The sequence below is a fragment of the Vibrio hepatarius genome, assembly GCF_001274785.1.
In the GTDB taxonomy this organism is placed as follows: domain Bacteria; phylum Pseudomonadota; class Gammaproteobacteria; order Enterobacterales; family Vibrionaceae; genus Vibrio; species Vibrio hepatarius.
Genome location: NZ_LHPI01000001.1, coordinates 979787 through 998661, shown reverse-complemented (window position 1 = coordinate 998661; position 18875 = coordinate 979787). Strand labels below are relative to the sequence as shown.

General features: G+C 47.2%; 17 protein-coding genes. 8 read left to right on the top strand and 9 right to left on the bottom strand.

Translation table 11 applies throughout. The annotated features are described in order from the left end of the window. Positions 1-241 precede the first annotated feature (241 nt). The 5 genes from AKJ31_RS04485 (at position 242) to AKJ31_RS04465 (ending at position 3283) form a co-directional block, all read left to right on the top strand. Positions 242-715 carry a GNAT family N-acetyltransferase gene (locus AKJ31_RS04485; protein ID WP_053407876.1) on the top strand — a complete coding sequence of 158 codons (474 nt, stop codon included), beginning with the start codon at positions 242-244 and terminating at the stop codon, positions 713-715. Between the two features lie 132 nt (positions 716-847). Then, complete coding sequence (locus AKJ31_RS04480; RefSeq protein WP_053407875.1) at positions 848-1465, top strand: HAD family hydrolase; 618 nt, start codon at positions 848-850, stop codon at positions 1463-1465. Between the two features lie 121 nt (positions 1466-1586). Then, positions 1587-2150, top strand: a complete 564-nt coding sequence (locus tag AKJ31_RS04475; protein WP_053407874.1) for a sugar O-acetyltransferase — start codon at positions 1587-1589, stop codon at positions 2148-2150. Between the two features lie 92 nt (positions 2151-2242). Beyond that, the gene (locus AKJ31_RS04470) at positions 2243-2638 is read left to right on the top strand and encodes a VOC family protein (RefSeq protein ID WP_053407873.1); all 396 of its coding nucleotides are present in this window, start codon (positions 2243-2245) and stop codon (positions 2636-2638) included. A gap of 135 nt (positions 2639-2773) precedes the next feature. Continuing rightward, positions 2774-3283 carry a GNAT family N-acetyltransferase gene (locus AKJ31_RS04465; protein WP_053407872.1) on the top strand — a complete coding sequence of 170 codons (510 nt, stop codon included), beginning with the start codon at positions 2774-2776 and terminating at the stop codon, positions 3281-3283. A 62-nt stretch (positions 3284-3345) separates the two neighbouring features. Here AKJ31_RS04465 and AKJ31_RS04460 read toward each other — a convergent pair whose 3' ends face one another. The 8 genes from AKJ31_RS04460 to AKJ31_RS04425 all read right to left on the bottom strand — a co-directional run bounded on the left by AKJ31_RS04460 (position 3346) and on the right by AKJ31_RS04425 (position 15305). Beyond that, positions 3346-5460 (bottom strand): TonB-dependent receptor, encoded by a 2115-nt coding sequence (locus AKJ31_RS04460; RefSeq protein ID WP_053407871.1) that lies wholly within the window; start codon positions 5458-5460, stop codon positions 3346-3348. 115 nt (positions 5461-5575) lie between these two features. After that, entirely contained in the window at positions 5576-6886 is a 1311-nt protein-coding gene (locus tag AKJ31_RS04455) for a lysine N(6)-hydroxylase/L-ornithine N(5)-oxygenase family protein (protein ID WP_053407870.1), read from the bottom strand. A gap of 66 nt (positions 6887-6952) precedes the next feature. Continuing rightward, a complete protein-coding gene (locus tag AKJ31_RS04450) occupies positions 6953-8728 on the bottom strand; it encodes an IucA/IucC family protein (protein ID WP_053407869.1) in 1776 nt (591 codons plus the stop codon). Continuing rightward, a complete protein-coding gene (locus AKJ31_RS04445; protein WP_053407868.1) occupies positions 8716-9645 on the bottom strand; it encodes a GNAT family N-acetyltransferase in 930 nt (309 codons plus the stop codon). The genes AKJ31_RS04450 and AKJ31_RS04445 overlap by 13 nt, the downstream gene beginning before the upstream one ends. Then, entirely contained in the window at positions 9638-11434 is a 1797-nt protein-coding gene (locus AKJ31_RS04440) for an IucA/IucC family protein (protein ID WP_083439952.1), read from the bottom strand. Before AKJ31_RS04440 ends, AKJ31_RS04445 begins: the two co-directional genes overlap by 8 nt. 188 nt (positions 11435-11622) lie before the next feature. Beyond that, positions 11623-13620, bottom strand: a complete 1998-nt coding sequence (gene fhuB / locus AKJ31_RS04435) for a Fe(3+)-hydroxamate ABC transporter permease FhuB (RefSeq protein ID WP_053407867.1) — start codon at positions 13618-13620, stop codon at positions 11623-11625. Further along, a complete protein-coding gene (locus tag AKJ31_RS04430; RefSeq protein WP_211263039.1) occupies positions 13620-14489 on the bottom strand; it encodes an iron-siderophore ABC transporter substrate-binding protein in 870 nt (289 codons plus the stop codon). The genes fhuB and AKJ31_RS04430 overlap by 1 nt, the downstream gene beginning before the upstream one ends. Before the next feature lie 48 nt (positions 14490-14537). Then, positions 14538-15305 (bottom strand): ABC transporter ATP-binding protein, encoded by a 768-nt coding sequence (locus AKJ31_RS04425; protein WP_053407865.1) that lies wholly within the window; start codon positions 15303-15305, stop codon positions 14538-14540. 149 nt (positions 15306-15454) lie between these two features. Between AKJ31_RS04425 and AKJ31_RS04420 the strand changes: the two genes are divergently transcribed. Continuing rightward, entirely contained in the window at positions 15455-16663 is a 1209-nt protein-coding gene (locus tag AKJ31_RS04420) for an MFS transporter (protein ID WP_053407864.1), read from the top strand. 36 nt (positions 16664-16699) lie between these two features. On the opposite strand, the gene mtgA is transcribed toward AKJ31_RS04420, so the two are convergent. Further along, positions 16700-17377: a monofunctional biosynthetic peptidoglycan transglycosylase gene (gene mtgA / locus AKJ31_RS04415; RefSeq protein ID WP_053407992.1), complete on the bottom strand. Its 678-nt coding sequence runs from the start codon at positions 17375-17377 to the stop codon at positions 16700-16702. Between the two features lie 311 nt (positions 17378-17688). Between mtgA and AKJ31_RS04410 the strand changes: the two genes are divergently transcribed. Both AKJ31_RS04410 and AKJ31_RS04405 read left to right on the top strand, forming a co-directional pair. After that, complete coding sequence (locus tag AKJ31_RS04410; protein ID WP_053407863.1) at positions 17689-18336, top strand: glutathione S-transferase family protein; 648 nt, start codon at positions 17689-17691, stop codon at positions 18334-18336. Positions 18337-18414: 78 nt separating this feature from the next. Continuing rightward, a complete protein-coding gene (locus AKJ31_RS04405; RefSeq protein WP_053407862.1) occupies positions 18415-18837 on the top strand; it encodes a GNAT family N-acetyltransferase in 423 nt (140 codons plus the stop codon). Positions 18838-18875 lie beyond the last annotated feature (38 nt).

The window sequence follows — 18875 nt, the reverse complement described above, 5'->3', positions numbered from 1 at the left end:
TACTGTAACCCGAGATTAAACGTTAAAACGAAAAGCGAGCCTAGATGGCTCGCTTTTTTGTAGATTGGTCTTTGTAATTTTAAGCTATATGCGATGCAGAGCTTTAGAGTGAAGTCACTCGTTCTGTCATGCTCTTCAATCAGTTTTGGTCAATGAGATCATAGGGCTTTGCGAACAACGTTTACTTTGCTAAAACTTGTACTTGGTTTCACACCAATCAAAATCATCACAAGGAATAGTAATGATTATTACCAATACGCTAGTACCAGGTGATCTGGGACAGATAGTACAACAGCATGGGGTGCTGTACTCACAAGAATACGGATATGATTTTACCTTTGAAGCGTATGTTGCTGAGCCACTCGCCCAGTTCGTGAAACGAAGAAGTAATCGAGAACGTATATGGTTAGCTAAAATCGACAGCAAGTTAGTTGGCTCAATTTGTATATGCGAGATATCTGAATCCATAGCGCAACTTCGTTGGTTTTCTATTGATCCAGTGGCTCGTGGTAAAGGGTTAGGAAAGAAACTGCTTGATGAAGCGTTGACCTTTTGTTTAGAGCAAGGGTACTCCAAAGTAATTCTGTGGACCGTAGCAGGTTTATCTGCTTCTAAGTCACTATATCTACGTAATGGCTTTCAGTTAGTTAAAGAAAGTGAAAGAGAATTATGGGGTAAAGTTCAGCTTGAGCAGTGTTACGAAAAAGATTTATAACAAAGCACCTAAGAGGGGGTTAGCTCCGGTTACACTTTTACAGTGCTTTGGATTCGGTGTTTTAGGTGTTGTGCTTAAGCGTTGGTATGGCATTGCACACCTCAACGTGGAGTTAGTTGAAAGGAGAAAACTATGGGTTCAGAACACATCAAAAATGTCGTCTTTGATATCGGTAACGTAATTGTTCGTTGGTCTCCCATAGAAATTGTTAGACTCACACTTGGTGAAATTGAGTCTCCGGAACAAGCCGCAAAGTTAATTTTTCAGTCTGAAACTTGGCTTGAGTTGAATAAGGGAGCTATTTCTGAATCAGAGGCTAAAGCCCAGTACCAACATTTACTGGGGTTATCTGATTTGGAGTGTGAATGCCTGTTTTATTACGTCAAAGAAACACAACTCCTTATTTTTGGCTCTGTAGAACTCCTCAAGCGCGTTAAGTCGGCGGGTTACAACGTTTATGCGCTAACAGACAATGTCCATGAAATTGTCTCTTATCTTAAGGCTAAATACTCTTTTTGGCCTTTATTTGATGGCGCGGCAGTGTCTGCGGAGTTAGGGATGCTCAAACCTCAAGCTGAAATCTATCAGTCGTTACTGACCCTGTATAAGTTAGATGCTTCGGAAACCGTATTTATCGACGATATGCCACATAATGTTGAAGGCGCAAAGGCAGTGGGTATAGCTGCGGTTCAATTCAAGAATGTAGCCCAATGCGAAGACGATTTGAAAGCACTCGGTTTATCTTTCTAATCAATACTCTTTTTCATGACAGGGTGTTTTCGTCGGATTCTCTACGCTTGGTATTCTGGGCGTTCGCAGAACGGTGTTTGTTTAAGCGTTGTGATCAATTTGATCTTGGAGTCTACGTGTAATGTCAGAAAGAGAAAAAATGTTAGCTGGTGAGCTATATGATCCCAGTGACGATGAATTATTAAAGCTAAGATTGAAAGCTAGGCTGTTAACTGAAGAATTAAATACAACCTCTGTTGAGCTGCAATGCAAACGTGTTGAAATAACTAAGCGCCTGTTTGGCACAACTGGCGACAATATCTATATTGAATCGTCTTTCAATTGTGATTATGGCTCTAACATCCACGTTGGCGACAACTTCTACGCTAATTTCGGCTGCGTGATTTTGGATGTTGCGGAAGTAAAATTTGGTAAGAACTGCTTGCTAGCACCTCAAGTAGGAATTTATACCGCGACGCATCCTTTGGATCCTGTCGAGAGAAACAGCGGTTTGGAATTTGCACAGCCAATTACTATCGGTGACAACTGCTGGATAGGTGGTCACGCCGTTATAAATCCAGGCGTCACCCTTGGAGACAATGTGGTGGTCGCTTCGGGTGCAGTAGTCACAAAAAGCTTTGGAGATAACGTCGTTATCGGTGGTAATCCAGCAAGAGTGTTAAAAGAAATTAGTACTAAGGCATGATTTAGTCTCAGCAAATCATTTAAGTGTGTTTTTTTAACGTATGCTATTGCCGTTCTAGGTTAAGTTTTGTGTTCACAGAACAAGGAAATCATATGAAAACGAATAAACTGTCTACATGCTTTTGTACCACTGAAGTAGATTCTTGCCGTGAGTACTACATCAAGTATTTTGCAGCAAAACCAGTTTTTGATTGTGGTTGGTATGTTGTGTTGAAAATGGATCAAGGTGGTTCGGAAATTTGCTTTATTCAGCCGCAAGAGAATATGCCTGTGTTTGGTGGTCAGGGAGTGATGCTTAATTTCAATGTTGATGACGTAGACGCTGAGTATGCTCGCCTCACCAAAGCTGGATTAGACGTTATCATGCCGCTAGATGATCATCCTTGGGGGGATAGAGGGTTTTCTGTCTTAGACCCGATAGGGAACTCTGTATACGTATACTCTGACAGAGAGCCAAGTGATGAATTTAAGCAATATTTCATCGGCTAACAACGCACTTTAAGAGCTTTGCCCAACGCCTAGCATTTTTGCCTTCGCGTTGGGTTTTGTGTTTAAGGAGTATTGGTTAGGATTGGTGGTACACCATAGCGGGAAGTGACAAAGCGCAATTAAAAAGGACATTTCATGGAAATTCGAATAGGGAAGCTATCAGATGTGGCAGGTATCACTGATATCTTTAACTTCTATATTGAACATACTCATGCTCGCTTTGAGGAAGCCCCATTTACACTGGGAAATCGGCAAAAGTGGTTCACACAATTCTCAAGTGACGGCAAGTACCAGCTCTATGTCGCAACGGAAAATGGAGAGCTGTTGGGTTTCGCGTGTTCTCAGCAGTACAGAGCGATGTCAGCCTTTGACGATACGGTAGAAGTGTCAGTGTATCTAGCACCAGACGTCAAAGGGAAAGGTGTCGGCTCCAAGCTGTATGCCCAGTTGTTTGCATCCATAAGCGCTTTCGGTGTTCATCGAGTGTTGTCTGGTGTTGCGCTACCCAATGACGCGTCCATTGCTTTACACAAACGTTTTGGCTTTAGAGAAGTGGGTATTTTCAACGAGTACGCACAGAAGAACGGACAATACATCAGTTCGATGTGGTTAGAGAAAGCATTGGATGTAGAACCAGTTGTGTAATCAAGCACTTTAAACGCTTAAACAAAAGCGAGCCTAACCAGCTCGCTTTTCATTTCTAACGGTTAAAACTTCACTTGGTAGTTCAAAGTGTAAGTGCGGCCGCGACCTTGATACTTGAACATATCTGAATCGCCGTACCAGTACTGTGCTCGCTGGCTCCAGATTGTTTCATAGTCTGCGTTCATTAGGTTCTTAATACCAAAACCTAGGCTACCGACAGGCAGTTGGTAGCTACCGACGAAATCAACCACTGTGTAGCCGTCCAGTTCGCGTTCGTCGTCGTCTTCATAGTCGAACATCGTCACGCTCTGTAGTTTCAGGCTGTAGTCGTTTTCATGCCAGCCGATCCAAGCGTTCGCTTTAGATGTACTCGCTTCCATCACGTCGTGGTCTTTCCAACCTTCGTCCGTTTCGGTTTCTGTGACTACGTATTGACCCGCAACACCAAGTTGAAGCATATCGGTTAGCCAGTAGCTAACTTGAGCTTCAGCGCCGTAGACGCGTTTAGGATCTGCTAAGCCGGAAATCGAGAAGTCATCTTCATATTGCACTGTCGCGCTTGAGTATGAGTAGTAAATTGCAGATTGCAGAGACAGCTTCTCTAAGTCGTTTCGGTAACCAATCTCGTAGCTGTCGGTCTTGATCGCTTCGAGTTTAGAGGCACCAACATCTTGCGTTGGGCTCTTGCCGTAGAAACGGTATAGCTGAGGTAAATCGAAGCCTTGAGAGAAGTTTGCCCAAACTTGTGAAGACGGGGATAGACGATAAATGGTACCCACGTTGAACAGACCTTCTGAGTAGTCGGTGCTGCCGCCTGGAATGAAGTCTGAGCTAGAGCTTGCTTGGAAGTCTTTGATCTCTACATCCATATGTTGGAAACGGTAACCACCTTGAATTGACCAGTCGTCAGTGATGTTGTATTCCGCTTGAACAAAGCCCGCCAACGATTCTGTATCCATTCCAGGGTAGCGGCCTTGCTTCTCAGCAATGTCGTGAACCAAACCACCACTGGCTTCAGTTTTAGCTTGGTCGTACAGCGCTTTGTCACTGTCGAATTTGTCGATAAAGCCATCGACACCATAGGTCAAATTCAGATCGCCGAATGAACGACTCAGCGCGGTACGCATCGCTAAAAGATCGGTTTCTTGGCGTGAAGAGTTGGTCGCTAACGTTGATCTGCCTTCTCGGGTGTACGGAGTAAAGGTGTGGTCTTCGGTTCTGTACGACAACTCAGCGTTGAGCTGGTGGCCTAAGAAGTTGCTGTTTGCGTATGTCGCGCTAAGCATCACACGTTCTGTGCCTTGCTCGCGATCCGCTGAGTAGCCATCACGCACGTCAACATACTTGAAGTTGCCACTCGAATCTTTTTCGAAATACAGACCGTAAGGTGAGTCTTGCTGGCTATCATAGTACTGCGCCAGTAGCGTCACTTGTTGCTCGTCAGAAATCGCAAACTGTAGGTTACCTAATAGGTCGATGGTTTCGTTGAATTGAGAAGAGCCTTGGGTAATATCAGGCGTGATAATCTCTCCATCGCTATCAAAGAAGCCTTGCGTTTTAGTGTAAGCAACCGATGCGCGGCCTTGAACTTTATCGTTCCCGCCTGCGATAGATTGGGCGAGTTTGTAGTCGAAATCTTCGCTCGAGTTGAAGCCGGTACTACCACCAACAAACGATTCAAACTCCAATTCAGAGCCTGATGCTTTTTTGGTGATGATGTTAATAATACCGCCAGAAGAACCCGCACCATAAACAGAGGTCGCGCCTGACAGCACTTCTATGCGTTCAATGTTGAACGGGTCAATAGAATCGAGCTGGCGGCTAAGAGAACGTACAGATTGAAGTGAGACGCCGTCGATCATAACCATAATGCTACGCCCACGCAGGTTTTGCCCTGAGTGAGTTCGGCCGCCACTGCTGACGTCAAGCGATGGAATGGTTGCTGCTAGAATTTCGTCTAACGTTTTACCGCCACGATATTCTTGCTCGATTTGCTCTGAATTGATGTACCAGACAGTACCAGGAATGTCGCTAATCGCTTTTGGCGTTCGGCTAGAAACCACCACCATTTCGTCAAATATCGTCGATTCTGATGCAACCACAGGCGTGGTCAGAATCGCGCTAGCAACGGCGATGGCCGCCGTAGAGAGTTGCAAATTTCCTTTTTTAACTTTCATTTTCTTCTCTATGTATATCGTAGTAATAGGCCCACGAACGGTGAATGGACGACCAGTTCGTTACTTGGGCAGGTTAAAGTGCCACTCACCGATGACGGAGAGTGGCAAAAGTGAATTACGCGACCAGTTGTTCCACGAGTGCGCTCGGTGACAGCCAATCGATCATTCCCTGGCCTGATTCGGTATCAAAAACAGCTTGTCCTACTAGGCTGTTGATGATGCGCGCACTGCGCCATGCCATCAGGCTGAGTTGTGGCTCAGCAATGCCGTGGGTATGCATTCCGGCGTTCACAGCAAAAATCTTGTTTCGCTGCTGGCCTTGCCACTGGATTTCAAAATCTGGCGTCATTTGGTAGCGGTTGTGTTGGTCGAGATCGAACAGCGGCAAAATTGAATCCAAACACGCTGGGTAAGGTGCTTCGAAGCCCGTTGCCAGTATCACGATGTCTGCTTGGTGAGTTTCCATACTCTGGCCTAGCGCGTTGCTGGCGGTGAGTTGGAACGAGTTACCCAGAGAACTCATCTGAGTCAGAGTGCGGTGTGGCAGCAGTCGAACCCATTTGTCTTCTTTAAGCACATCGAATCGGTGGTAGAGCTCTTGATAAATCGTCAGCAAGGCTTTTTGCGTGATGCCATCTGAGGTGAGCTTTTGGTTGGTGACTTCTTGTTGCTTCACTTCTGGCGATAAGTTAACGAAAGCGTCAACGTAGTCAGGGGTGAAGAACTCGTTGGTAAACGCGGCTTCATCAAGAGGTTGGTAGTTGGAGCGGCGTGATAGCCAGTCAAGAGACTGAGGTTTGCCCCATTTGTGTTGCAGTGCGTTGATGAAAATATCCGCGCCGCTTTGACCACCACCAATAATCATCACGCGTTTACCGGTAAAGTCGCGCTCACGCAGTCCTATTTCGGCAGCATGGAACACACGCTCACTAATGTGCGCTTTGGCACAATCTGGAATCGCAGGGACTTTACCTGTACCAATGCAAAGGTTATCCGCTTGGTAGCTACCTTGGCTGGTGTGCAGTGTAAAGTTCTCGCCGTTGTACTCGACATGCTCAACTTTGGTCGAGAACTGAACATTCTCCAGTTGATGCGCAGCCCACGCGAGATAGTCAGAGAACTCAGGACGGCTAATGCATTGCAGCTCTGCCGATAAGAATCGATAGAACTTTTTGTTTTGCACTAGGTAGTTAAGGAACGAGTAACGGCTTTGCGGGTTGACGGCCGTGACCAGATCTTTCAAGAACATAGTTTGCATGTGGGTGTTGTCTAGTAACAACCCTGGGTGCCACGCAAAGCTATCTCGGCTTTCAAAAAAGCGCGAACTGATTTGTGGTTTGTCCGCGAGTAGGGCAGCGACGCTGAGGTTAAATGGACCAACACCGATACCAGCGAGGTCGAGTTTGACGTTGTTAGTGTGTTCCATAAGAACAATCCTTTTCTTGGTTAATGACGGCTTAACTGCACGCTAAATTTATAGTTATGTGATGATTTAGCTTTGGGTTTCAGTTTCCAGTGCGGCGACCAGTGGGTTGTCGAGCATGTCATCCATGTCAGGTAACATTCTCGAGGCACTAGCGTCGGTGCTATGGCGAAACTTAGCCAAGTTAAGTCCGATGCGTAAAATTCTCGGTTTGAATAGATCGAGTTGCTTAAACCGATGTTGATACTCACTGTGAGACGCCATGTAGGCTTTAAGCCTGTCACCAAGCAAGCGGTAGAACTGCTGCTCGGAGAAGCCTAGTTTGGCGACTAGTGGTGAGATAAAACGTAGTGTTGTGACAAAATGGCCCGTCTGAAGGTCATGAATAATCAGGTGTTCTTCTAAACGCACCGTAACCTGCTTAACGCTCTCATCCAGCGAGTCCTGTTCTGGATAATCGCTGCTAACTAAACGCATATCGCCTTGGAAGTCTTTAAGCAGAATGCGTTTGGGTGCGTTGCCTTCCAGTACCAGTGTGACGTTTTGTCCGTGAGCAATCAGCGAGACGCCGTATTTGCATAATAAGTGGTAGTAAGGAATAACGACCGCATCAAATAACTTGCTCAGCCAAGATTCGATGCTCAAACCCGATGCCTGCACGTACTCGGCGATCAGCGGTTGGCCTTGGTTGTCGCTTTCCATCAGCGCCGCCATCAAGATGGCATGTTCGTTAGCTCGAAGTTTTGATTGCGCCGATTCGCGCCAAATCACACCTAACAACTCGTGATAGCGATAAGGTGCATTTTCCAATAAGGCGTAATCTGCTTGTGCGGTAAACGCGGCTGCTGGTTCTTGCAGTACCTCTGCTTGCTTTTCGACTAGCAGCGAATCGGACTTGAATACGTGATCAATCCAGTCTGAAGCGGTTGGCCCTGCAAGGATGTAGCGCCCAGGAATCCCACGATAACAGGAGGTATTCATGATGGTCAGCGGTAGCTTGACGTCGTAATTCTGCGGACGAGTAACGTTGCTTAACGTGCGCAGTGACAGCTGCGGCAGGAACAAATCGCCGATTTCGCCAAGGTAGATTAGCTGCTTGTTTGCTAACTCGCGCACAAACAGCAGTGACAACTTCTTACTCCATTGCCACGGGTGAACAGGCAGATAATGGTAGTCGCTGATATCGACGTTAAATGCCGCGAGCGCGCTGTCCATCTGCTTGAACTCTTGTTCTGACATACACGCTTGCACCAGTTGCTGCCAGTTGACGTTATCGTTGGTCGCCAGTTGCAAAATCGAGTGGTGTACCGCGACCCAACCGAGCTTAAATGCTCGCTGAGCTTCTGGCGCGTACAAGTTCAAATCGTCACTGCCCCAGCCACGACGTCCCTTGTTGAAAGCAAACTTAGGATGACCATCAAAGTAAGTTTGTTGTTGCTCACATGGCAACATAGCGAGATCGCGCGCGGTCATCGTCTGTTTACGCTGCATCAGCTTACAGTCACCAAGCAAGGTCGCGTTGAGGTCTTCAAGATGCTCGGCAAAAGCTTCATCGGGCATATTGAGTAGAACCTGCAAGTCGCGCATCAATAGGGCAGCACTGATTGGTTGCTCGTTTGCGATTGAAGACTCACGGCGAATGGAACTCGGGTCAATCACAACCTGACCCCAGATATTCTCCTCACCGTCAAAGCAATATCGAGTGCCGTTTTTGAGCTTGAGCTGGTAGCCGTGTTCGGTCTTTTCAAATTGGAATGCCTGCTCATAGGCAAATTCACTTAGAATTTTCGCCACCATGTTCTGGTTGGTGACCGACCAGTAGTGATGTAGTGCTAGCTGTTCCATGACCACTGCTCCGTAAAGAACTGTTCACGTTCCAGCATTAATAGCGCTGAACGTTTGTGTGGGAAGTTGAACTCGAAGCACTTGCGGTAACCAAGTGGCAAGATTCGATTGAATAGGCGTTCATTGTCAGCACGGGGTTCGAGTACGATACGGTTAGTGCGTACATCGTCGATAAACAGATAGTGGCTAATCGCGCGCATCCAGGCGTTAAAGAACTTAGGTCCTCTGAACTGTGGTTCTCCGACTAACAGGTGAATACCACGGTCGAAATCTTGCACGTCGTAATAAGGGCTAAGTCTATCTTCGGCGACCCAGTAGGCTTCGACGTAGCCAAATGGTTCACCATTAAACTCACCAATCAGTGGGATGATGTGCGGGTCAGACAGCCGTTGCTGGATAAACTCCGCCAGTTTTTCTTCGCTCCACGCTTGCTCCCAAAAATGAGCAACGCGTGGGTCATTCATCCAGCGGGTGAAGCGCGCCAGATCGTTTTCTAAGTCGATAACGCGGAAGCTGACATTCAGCTCTGCGTCATAGTCATACCTTTGGTACACCTGGCCTTGCGGCATAGGCGGACGTAAAGGGTGATGGCGGAACTGATCGTTGGACTGAACTAAACGCTGTGGGAAACCGCTGGATGGTTTGTGTTGGTGCCCGACTAGCGGCAATTGGTAAAAAGCTTGTCGCGTTACCTCTTGTTCAATCAAAGGCAGAAGCTGCTCAACCCACTGTTTCACTTCATGGTCAACGGTAGTCACTTTGCAACAATCAAGCTGTTTGTTTTGGCTAAATAGCTGGTCGATTTCACGCACGAGTTGATCGCCAATTTCTGAACAGACTAAATCGCTAGCGTGCAGAGTAAGCTCAATGGTCGCCTGTGGTTGAGCGTGATAGATAAAGGTGTTGAATTCAGGCATGGGTAAGCTCCTCTACCTTAGCGAGTGGGTTGACTAAATCGAAGTAGATCACCGCCGGATCTGGGATAGAGTTTTCGTTAAAGTTCTGTAGGTAGCAGAAGAAGTTACCTTTGCAGCACAGCGCATCGCTAGACAGCACGTAGCGCAGGCAAAGGTCATCTTTGACGCCGCTGTCTAGCAGGGTTTGTAAGTTGCGGTGCAGCACTTGAATTAACTCCATCTCTTCAACATCAAGATTGGCGCATATCGCTGAGATAACGTTGAAGGTTGAGTTGATCACTAAGTAGTAGGCAAAGTAGCGGCGTACTTTGTCTTGGTTCCAGTAATTTTCCAGAGCTTGTTTATCGTCGCCAAGCTTGTCGCCAAACAGACCAAAGGCGAGGTCGGTGTAACCCGTGCCCTGACAGTCTCGGTAATACATACCGACAGGGAAACCTTGCTCCAACTGCATAACGATATTTTGCTGGTGGGCGAGGAAGACAATTCCCCAGTTGGCCTGCAAGTTAAACAGCGGTACGACCGCGTGACGGCAATAAGCGTCAAACCATCGTGTAGCGGCATCTCGGGGAGTGATGTCTTGCTGCTCTGCGTAGTGCTGAATTCGCTGTGCAACTAGGCTGCTACCACCGTACGGATTTTGCTGAGTTAAAGTTGCCAGCACCACCGCTTCTTGCGCTGGGTTATACATCAAAGGATTGTCTCTAAATGCCACGAGACTTTCGTCAATAATTTCGTCGCTCAGATCATTAATACCGATAAAAGCCGGTTCCTGCATCAGCTGGAAGCCTTCGCGCTCACCAAGCTGCTCAGCGAGTTCAGGGAGCTGGAACAGCTCATTGAGTCGAGTACCACGTACCACTTCTTTAAGCGATAGGTTGCGGATTGAATTGGTCAATTTGACGCTCAATGAGAACTTAAGCATATAAGGCAGATTTGGCGCGTAGAGCGAACGAGTGGATGAGGTCGGATACCAAGTCGCGCCAATCTGACCGAGGTTTTCGATCTGCTTAGTTGCTATGTAGGCTTTAATTGATGGGTTGTCTGCCATCACATGCCATTGCCACGGATGGACAGGAAGCAGTGTTTTACCTTGTTGCAGGGCGTTGTGTAGTGCGTCGACTAGGATAGGATCGTGAGCGACAAGCGCTTCTAGACGCTTAGTAAAATCAATGCTTGCGGAGCTGCCAGTAGTGACAATCTCTTGAGTAATCGCCAACCAAAACAGTTTGAACTTGCCACCCAGCTCTGGTGAGTAACGCTTGGCATCACTGAGACTAAATTGTTCGCGGCTTTTTGGCGCAGGGTGGAATGAGTGACCAATCAGCAGGCCTTGTTCTGCGGTTTTAAAATCAAGTTGGTTGTTGAAGAGTTGTTGTTGGTAAGGCGAATGGTCAATGGCTTGCTGCGTATTGTGGTGACTTTCGAGCACTCGTTTGGCGAAGATGGATTTTTGCTCTTCACTCACAACACCAACTAGAGCGGGTTCATTGACGATATGTTCAATAAGCTGCTCGGGTGTGAGCTCTTCTGTGCCTTGCTCAGTCAGCAGTTGTGCTGGTAAGCGATATTCGTGGCTACCCAAAGTGGAATAGTAACTGAGGGGAATATGAATGGAGCGTGAGTGAGATAGCGGTAGCTGATAGCTATGCTCGCCATCTTGGTTATGAAGCAGTTGTACTGACTGACTTTCTCGGGCTAATGAGTTGAGAAAACACGCAAGAGATGGTTGGTTTTTGTTAACCAAATTTGCTGAGTTTTCGAGGTTGAGCCGATCGTTGTTACGATTCATTTTCTTTCTCGTTATTTTATTAACTAAACTGACAAGAGAATGCTAATTATTATCATTCGTATGATCAACTTATTTTTAACGATTTAAGAAAATTTATTGTCAGGAATGCGATTTGATCGATAAATCAATAATTTATGTGTGGAGTTAGCGAAAGAGTATTGATTTTACTCTTCCGCTATATCAGAAACTTATCGGCGCATAAGATAAAGAAAATAACCACCGCCGATCAGCGATGCGAGTAAACCTGCCGGAAATTGCCATGGGAACCAGAGGTTTCTACCCAGCCAATCGGCGAGCACCATCACAATCGCGCCGAGTAGTGCGGCAGTCAGCATTTGTTCTCTTGGCCGATATTGGTGCAGTGAACGCGCCATGTGCGGCGCTAATAGGCCAATAAAGCTCAACGGACCTATCACTATGGTACAGAGTGTGGTCATCGCTGCGACAAGCAGTAGAAGTATCAAACGAACTTGCGTGGCATTAATGCCAATGCTGATGGCGGTAACTTCGCCGAGTTCGATAATTGCAATCCAGCGTTGTAACAACAAAGCAGCGGTAGCGACTAAACCAACGCCAACCGCCAGCAGCAAGATATCGGAACTGGCGACTAAGTACGTGGAACCAGAGAGCCAAGTGAGCAGAGAAGTCGCATTGTCGTGCCCTGAACTCATCGCGATACGCAGTAATGCGTCGAGCCCGGCGCTGAGTGCAATCCCCGTTAATAGGGTTTGGCTTGGTGCGAAATTGTGTTTTCGTCCAATAAACCACAGCAACAAGGTGACCGACAGAGCACCGATAGTGCCCAGCAACATCTGCTGCTCGCGCTCGACAGCAATGCCCAACATGCTGCCTAAAACCAACGCTAACGCGGCGCCAGAGCTTAGGCCGAGGACTTCTGGGCTCGCCATCGGATTGTTGGATACGCGCTGAATGATTGTACCTGCAAACGCCAAGCCCACGCCTGCCAACAGAGCTGTTAGGACTCGAGGTACGCGAAGCTCCAACAGCTGTGGGTCAAGTGTTAAGCGCCACCCCGTCTGGCTTTGGCCGATAACTAAAGCGAATAGGGTGATTAACGTGAGTAGACCTAACATCGCACTCAACACTAAACGAGGACTCATGTGTCGATAACGTTCGACGTGTTCATCACGAGCGCGCAGCTCTGATTGAAGTTTGGTGCGTTGAAGTAACCATAATAAAAACGGCGAACCGATTAGCGCGGTCATCGCGCCCGTCGGCAGTAACTCACCACCAACGCCCGAAAATGGCTGAACAACCAAATCAACGATCAACAGCATCAAAGCACCAATGATTCCGCTGCTAATAATTTGCAGTTGTAGCTGCCTGACTCCTAGCAATCGGGCGATAGCGGGGGCGACGATACCAATAAAGCCAATCAGACCGACTTCACTTACTACTGCTGCGGTAATGAATATCGCCAAACCAAGGCATATTATTTTTACTTGCTTGATATTGACGCCGAGAGACGACGCAACGTTTTCACCAAACTGTAGTGCTGAAAGAGGGCGTTGCAACAGATAGAGCAACACTGTAGGCAAAGCAATCAACGGAAGTAGCAGTTGAGCGCTGTCCCAACCATTTTGGTTTAGCGCGCCTGCACCCCAAACAAAGATGCTCGTGAGCTTTTGTTCATGCAGCATCAATAACATGGTATTGAGCGAGCCAAAAAACAGGCTCACCACCATACCGGCTAAGATCATATGCAGTGGAGCAAAGCCGCGACTGGCACTTAACACAAATACCAGCGCAGTGGCTAAGCAACCACCAATAAAAGCAGGAATAAACGAAGGCAGCGCTATTCCTGCGGGGAGCAATAATAAACCCAACACCATCCCCAATTCGGCACCCGCTGCGACGCCCAGTGTTGTCGGCGAGGCGATAGGGTTGCGCAACACAAATTGCATTACGCAGCCTGCGACGGCAAGAGCAAATCCGCACAGCAATGCCACACTAAGGCGAGGCAGATAAGTGAGATGAGTGATTAAGTGCTGATAATTGCTTTGGTCGAAATGCCACAGCGTATCCCACACCAACGCCGCTCCCTGTGAGTAGGGAGCGGTGAGATGGACTAGCGAAGCAATTACAGACACCACCAGTGCTGCGAACAACCAAGCAGTGACGGGAAATGTGCGCTTTTTGGTCAAGGTGAGATTAACGCTGTTCATTATTGTCCGATTAACTGCTCGGTGATGTTGTGGCTAAAACGCTGCGCTGCAATCAGCCCGCCAAATGTCCAGATTGCAGGCAGTTCATACACTGAGTCACTGCGGGTAAACGCCATTGCTTGCCAGAGAGGTGAGTTTTGTAACGCTTGACGCTCTTCTGGTTTGAGTGGGCCAAAAATCATCACATTGCTTTGTTGATGTTCAGCCAGCTTTTCTATACCCGAGGTGGTAAATCCCCATAAGTTGGTTGGCTCTTGCCAGTCATTCTTTAGCCCCATCGCCATGATGGTTGCGTCGGCAAGAGAGCCTTGGCTGTGAATACGCAAGGTTTTGTCATTGATAAAACGAGCAAAGAGTAGGCTTTTCGTTGAGTTATTTCGAGCTTTCACGCGATCACCGTTCGCGCGCAAGATTTGCTGGGTTTCACTGATCACTTGTTCAGCTCGTTGCTGTTTGTCGAACAACACGCCCAATGAGCGGGTAATTGATTCAGCCGATTGCAGCGGCTGTTTATGCTCATTGTAGATAGTAAATACCAACACTGGCGCGATTTTGTTCAGTTGTTGATAAGCGGCAGCCATGTGGTTGCTGATCAAAATGACATCGGGTTTTAGCTCGCTCAATAGCTCGATATTTGGTTCGCGCCTTGAACCCACGTCAGTCACAATCTGATTAAGAGCAGGCTCAACCACCCATTGTTGGTAGCCTTTCACGTCGGCTACACCTTGTAGTTTGACGTCTAGACTCAGCACTGTTTCCGTTAGCGCCCAATCAAGTGCCACTACATTTTTCGGCGTTGTTTCAAATGAGGCCACGCCCATCTCGTGTTTGATATCCAGCGCGTACGTTTGCAACGAGAACAGTGACATTAGAATGAAGAAAAGTCTTTTCACAACAGAATCCTTTTTACTTGTTGTTTAGGGGATATAGCTAATTGGCTGGCCAGTTTGAGGGTGGGGGAAAAGTGCCAGCTCCATGCCGTAAATCTTTTGTAAGGTGTCGCGGTTCATCAATTGTTGCGGAGAGCCGCTGGCGATCACTCGGCCAGAATGCAGCGCAACCAGATGGTCACTAAATTTGGCTGCCATGTTGACGTCGTGCAGCACCATGATCACCGTTAGGTTCAAACTCTGGTTTAACTCGCGTATTAGGGCGAGTAACTCGTGCTGATGCGCAACATCGAGAGCCGATGTTGGCTCATCGAGCAGAATGGTTTGGCTTTGCTGGGCGAGCAGCATAGCAACCCACGCCCGCTGCCTCTCACCACCAGAAAGCGTGGCAACAAAACGGTCTGCAAACTTGCTTAAACCTACTTTGGCAATTGCATCATCAACAATTGCGTAATCCTGATCGTTGTAGCGACCAAATGCGCCTTTCCATGGATAACGACCAAAGCAGACGAGTTCACGAACCGTGACGCCATCCGTTAGTGGCGGGTGTTGCGGTAAGTAGGCGACTTGGTGGGCAAACTCAATGTTACTGAGTGCTTCTACTGGCTGTTCTTTATAGAGCACGCCGCCGCTTGTTGGGTGGTTTTGTCTGCTGAGCAATTTGATTAGGGTCGACTTTCCGCAGCCGTTATGGCCGAGCAACGTAGTGATTTTTCCCTCTGCAAAGGTGAGGTTAGTAGCGGAGAGAATCTGTTTGTCATCAATAGCAAATGAGGCGTCGACGAGTCGAAACATAATGCAATACAAATTTGAGTTATGGGTTACGAGTCGTTAATGTTAGCATAACAAAATAACAATGATAATTGTTTTCATTATCAATATTTCTGTTATTAAATCCATCATCAATAGGGGTGATGGTCAGTTCAATAGCAGCGACGGTCAGTATGTCTGGAATTAAAAAACAATCTTCTCAATTGGCTGTTATCGGCCTAGCCGCGGCTCTTATGGGCATCGGTCAAAATGGCTTATTAGTATCACTTCCGTTTCTGGTAGAGCAGTCAGCGTTTGATTTACCAACGTGGTCGATACTTATCGCGATTGGTAGCTTTCTATTTCTTCCTTCTGCGCCATTTTGGGGACGAGTGAGTGACAGGCATGGGCCGAAACGAGTGGTCATTCAAGCTTTGGCCGGAATGGCGGTGAGCTTTAGCTTGCTGGCGTTATTTGCGATTGTCAGCCGTGACTCTAGTCTTTGGTATGTGTGGTGTTTGAGCGGGTTGGTTATTGCGCGGGTCATTTACGGTTGTACGGTGTCGGGTATGGTGCCTGCCAGTCAACATTGGGCAATCATGTTGTGCGGCGAGCAGAGCCGTTTACAAGCGATCACCTCGGTGAGTATTGGATTGAGTGTTGGGCGTTTGGTCGGACCGGTGATTTCTATCTTTGCGCTCAAAATCTCTCCTTTTGCGCCTTTGATGATTATGGTGTTGTTGCCTGTTATCGCTTTATGTGGCGCGCTGCTTCTGCCGGCACCGCAGCTTACTAATCAAAGCGATAAGGTTAAACTTTCGCTACCTTGGTTACCAAGCCGCCGTTTATGGCGCTATTTAACCAGTGGCTTACTGTTGTGCGCGGCGATTGCCTTGCTCCAATACAGTTTCTCTCCATTGATTGGTGCTTTGACTGATTGGCCGACTGGGCAAATTAGTGATGCCATTGGTGTTCTGTTGACGATCAGCGCGGCGTGCACGTTTGTCACTCAAGTGGTGGTGATTAAGAAAAAACGCATCACGCCCGAGCAAATGTATCGCTTGGGCTCGCTAATGTTATTGCTGGGGCTAGCGATGTTCTTGGTAAGTCAGATATGGATGCTTACGCTGGCGATGGTATTCACTGCTGCTGGTGCGGCGCTATTGGTTCCCGCTTATACTTCGGCGGCGACGGCGCAATATGCGGATTCACCGGGGGCGGTGGCGGGATACATTTCGATGTCACACACAATTGGCTATGGTTTGGCGTCGCTACTCGCATTTACCGCGACGCTCTCGCCAAGTTATCCGATTTATCTGTGTGTGTTGTTTGCATCGATCATTGTAATGACTGCATTTGCACCAATGCAGCAAAATGCGCTTAAGGCTGAAACTCGTCTTTAATAGCTGCGCTTCTTGACACAGGTTACGTCGATTTATTTACAGAGCAACATGCCCAAGGTTTTGCATTTGCCTAAGGACCCAGCTAACGCGATTTTGTACGTAGTTGGTCATAGGAACAGGTTGAATCTTGTATGGGTTAGGGAGCACTACTGCTAGTTGCGCCGCTTGATATCGACTTAGTTGGTTGGCAGAAACGCCAAAGTAGTGCTTGCTGGCGGCCTCGACACCGTAAATACCGGGACCAAACTCGACCACGTTCAGATACATTTCCATGATGCGCTCTTTGCCCCAAATCACTTCCATAAGCAGGGCTATGTAAAGCTCGTAAGCCTTACGTACATAGCTATGACTCGGGAAGAGGAAGACATTCTTAGCGGTTTGTTGGGTAATTGTGCTGGCGCCACGCGCAGGCCCATTTGGTCCGCTTTGTTGAATGACCGAGAGCAAAGCGTTGAAATCCAATCCCCAGTGATGAGGAAAACGTTGATCTTCTGCTGCTATGATCGCAAGTGGTAGCGACGAAGAGATCGACGATAAAGGCACCCATTGATGCTGTGAACTTTGAGGATAACCTTGTGGCGGAAAGAATGTGCGTGATAACTGCCAGCCCCACAACGGCGGGTTTACAAACTTCAGCAATAGAACCAAAACGATCGGTGCGCCCAATAACACGGTTAAACCGGTAATAATCACTGACTTTGCTCGACGTTTGATTCTTCGAATTGAAGCTTTCACTATGCTGCCTTATCTCTAATTACTCAAAATGCTTGGCCTTTGCTCGCTAGTATCGTCACACGAGGCAAAACAATCCCGCTAAGGTTACTTATATTGATACGGTGAATTGTCCGTTGAGTGTAAAAGCCACAACCTGGGGAATGTTACAAAGTTTTACTGCTAAATAAGCTGGAGACGTAACATTTTGATTTGGCATATCATAATCACTGTGACAGTCTGAATACTGGCTAAACCATTAAAGTGCACTTGAATCGCCTTAATAACGGTGAAAAAAGAGAAGGGAGTCTATTTTGTTCAAGCTTTATTACTATCCAAACAATGCCAGTCTGGCACCACATTTTTTGCTTCGTCACGTCAATGCCAACTATGAGCTTCTACTCGTCGACAAAAAATCTAATTCACAAAAATCTGCGGAGTATCTAAAGCTCAACCCAGCAGGCCGCATTCCAACGCTTGTTGTTGATGACCAACCGATATTTGAAAGTCCAGCCATCTGCATTCATATTTGCGAGCTGTTCCCTGAATACGAGCTCATCCCTGCAATAGGGGATGCGAAACGTCCTTTGTTCTTCCAATGGTTAGCTTTTCTGAACAATACTCTTCAGGCTGAACTCATGGTTCGTTACTACCCGCACCGACATACCAACGACGAAGCAACGATACCCAATGTTATTGCTGCGCAAGATGAGCGCATTGCAGACGCGCTATCGATCATCAACGACCAACTTGCCAAAAATGAATACTTGTTAGGAGATAAGCTGTCGGCATGTGATTACTTCCTATTTATGTTGGCAGAGTGGTCCTTGCTCGCCAAACAGTCGCCGCTCAAATTTGCCCATCTAGCTGATTACTTAACGCGCCTAGCCGAACATCCAGTCGTTAAAGAGGTGTGTGAGTTCGAATGCATCGACCTGACGCCTTTTAAACGCAAGATTTAAAACAGAATTTAGATTCATTGCCGGCGACATTACTATCTTCGCCCAACGCTATAACCTCATCAAGGAAGTAGATTTATCGTGATTTCATTTCAAGCTACGACAGATTTGTCAAAATCTGCAGAAATTACTTACGCCAATATGCGGTCTTACTATCAGCACTACTCCGTGGATTGGCAGCAAAGCAATATAGCGCAGCAAATCTCTGAATTGGATAACTGGGATATTCTGTTTGACGGCGAGGTAGTCGGCGCAATTCGTTTGCAGTTTGATGAATCTGGATGTTATCTAAGAGATCTGCAGATAAGCCAAGCGTTTCAAAACCAAGGTATCGGTGCCAAAGCACTTGGTGAAGCAACACGAGTTGCACGTCAATCAGGAGCAAAACAGATCCGTTTGAGGGTATTCAAAATCAGTCCTGCTTATGGGCTGTACAAACGGCTTGGTTTTGAGGTGATTGATGAAGATGACCGCTTCTACAATATGACTAAAGATATTGCTTAAGAACAGCTAACACAAAAAAACACGCTTATGGTGATTGA

Excerpts from the sequence above, each read along its gene's own strand:
- AKJ31_RS04485 (WP_053407876.1), top strand. The coding sequence starts at position 242 with ATGATTATTACCAATACGCTAGTACCAGGTGATCTGGGACAGATAGTA.
- AKJ31_RS04450 (WP_053407869.1), bottom strand. The coding sequence starts at position 8,728 with ATGGAACAGCTAGCACTACATCACTACTGGTCGGTCACCAACCAGAAC.
- AKJ31_RS04475 (WP_053407874.1), top strand. The coding sequence starts at position 1,587 with ATGTCAGAAAGAGAAAAAATGTTAGCTGGTGAGCTATATGATCCCAGT.
- AKJ31_RS04440 (WP_083439952.1), bottom strand. The coding sequence starts at position 11,434 with ATGAATCGTAACAACGATCGGCTCAACCTCGAAAACTCAGCAAATTTG.
- AKJ31_RS04480 (WP_053407875.1), top strand. The coding sequence starts at position 848 with ATGGGTTCAGAACACATCAAAAATGTCGTCTTTGATATCGGTAACGTA.
- AKJ31_RS04430 (WP_211263039.1), bottom strand. The coding sequence starts at position 14,489 with ATGTCACTGTTCTCGTTGCAAACGTACGCGCTGGATATCAAACACGAG.
- AKJ31_RS04460 (WP_053407871.1), bottom strand. The coding sequence starts at position 5,460 with ATGAAAGTTAAAAAAGGAAATTTGCAACTCTCTACGGCGGCCATCGCC.
- AKJ31_RS04470 (WP_053407873.1), top strand. The coding sequence starts at position 2,243 with ATGAAAACGAATAAACTGTCTACATGCTTTTGTACCACTGAAGTAGAT.
- AKJ31_RS04455 (WP_053407870.1), bottom strand. The coding sequence starts at position 6,886 with ATGGAACACACTAACAACGTCAAACTCGACCTCGCTGGTATCGGTGTT.
- fhuB (WP_053407867.1), bottom strand. The coding sequence starts at position 13,620 with ATGAACAGCGTTAATCTCACCTTGACCAAAAAGCGCACATTTCCCGTC.
- AKJ31_RS04425 (WP_053407865.1), bottom strand. The coding sequence starts at position 15,305 with ATGTTTCGACTCGTCGACGCCTCATTTGCTATTGATGACAAACAGATT.
- AKJ31_RS04420 (WP_053407864.1), top strand. The coding sequence starts at position 15,455 with ATGTCTGGAATTAAAAAACAATCTTCTCAATTGGCTGTTATCGGCCTA.
- AKJ31_RS04445 (WP_053407868.1), bottom strand. The coding sequence starts at position 9,645 with ATGCCTGAATTCAACACCTTTATCTATCACGCTCAACCACAGGCGACC.
- AKJ31_RS04465 (WP_053407872.1), top strand. The coding sequence starts at position 2,774 with ATGGAAATTCGAATAGGGAAGCTATCAGATGTGGCAGGTATCACTGAT.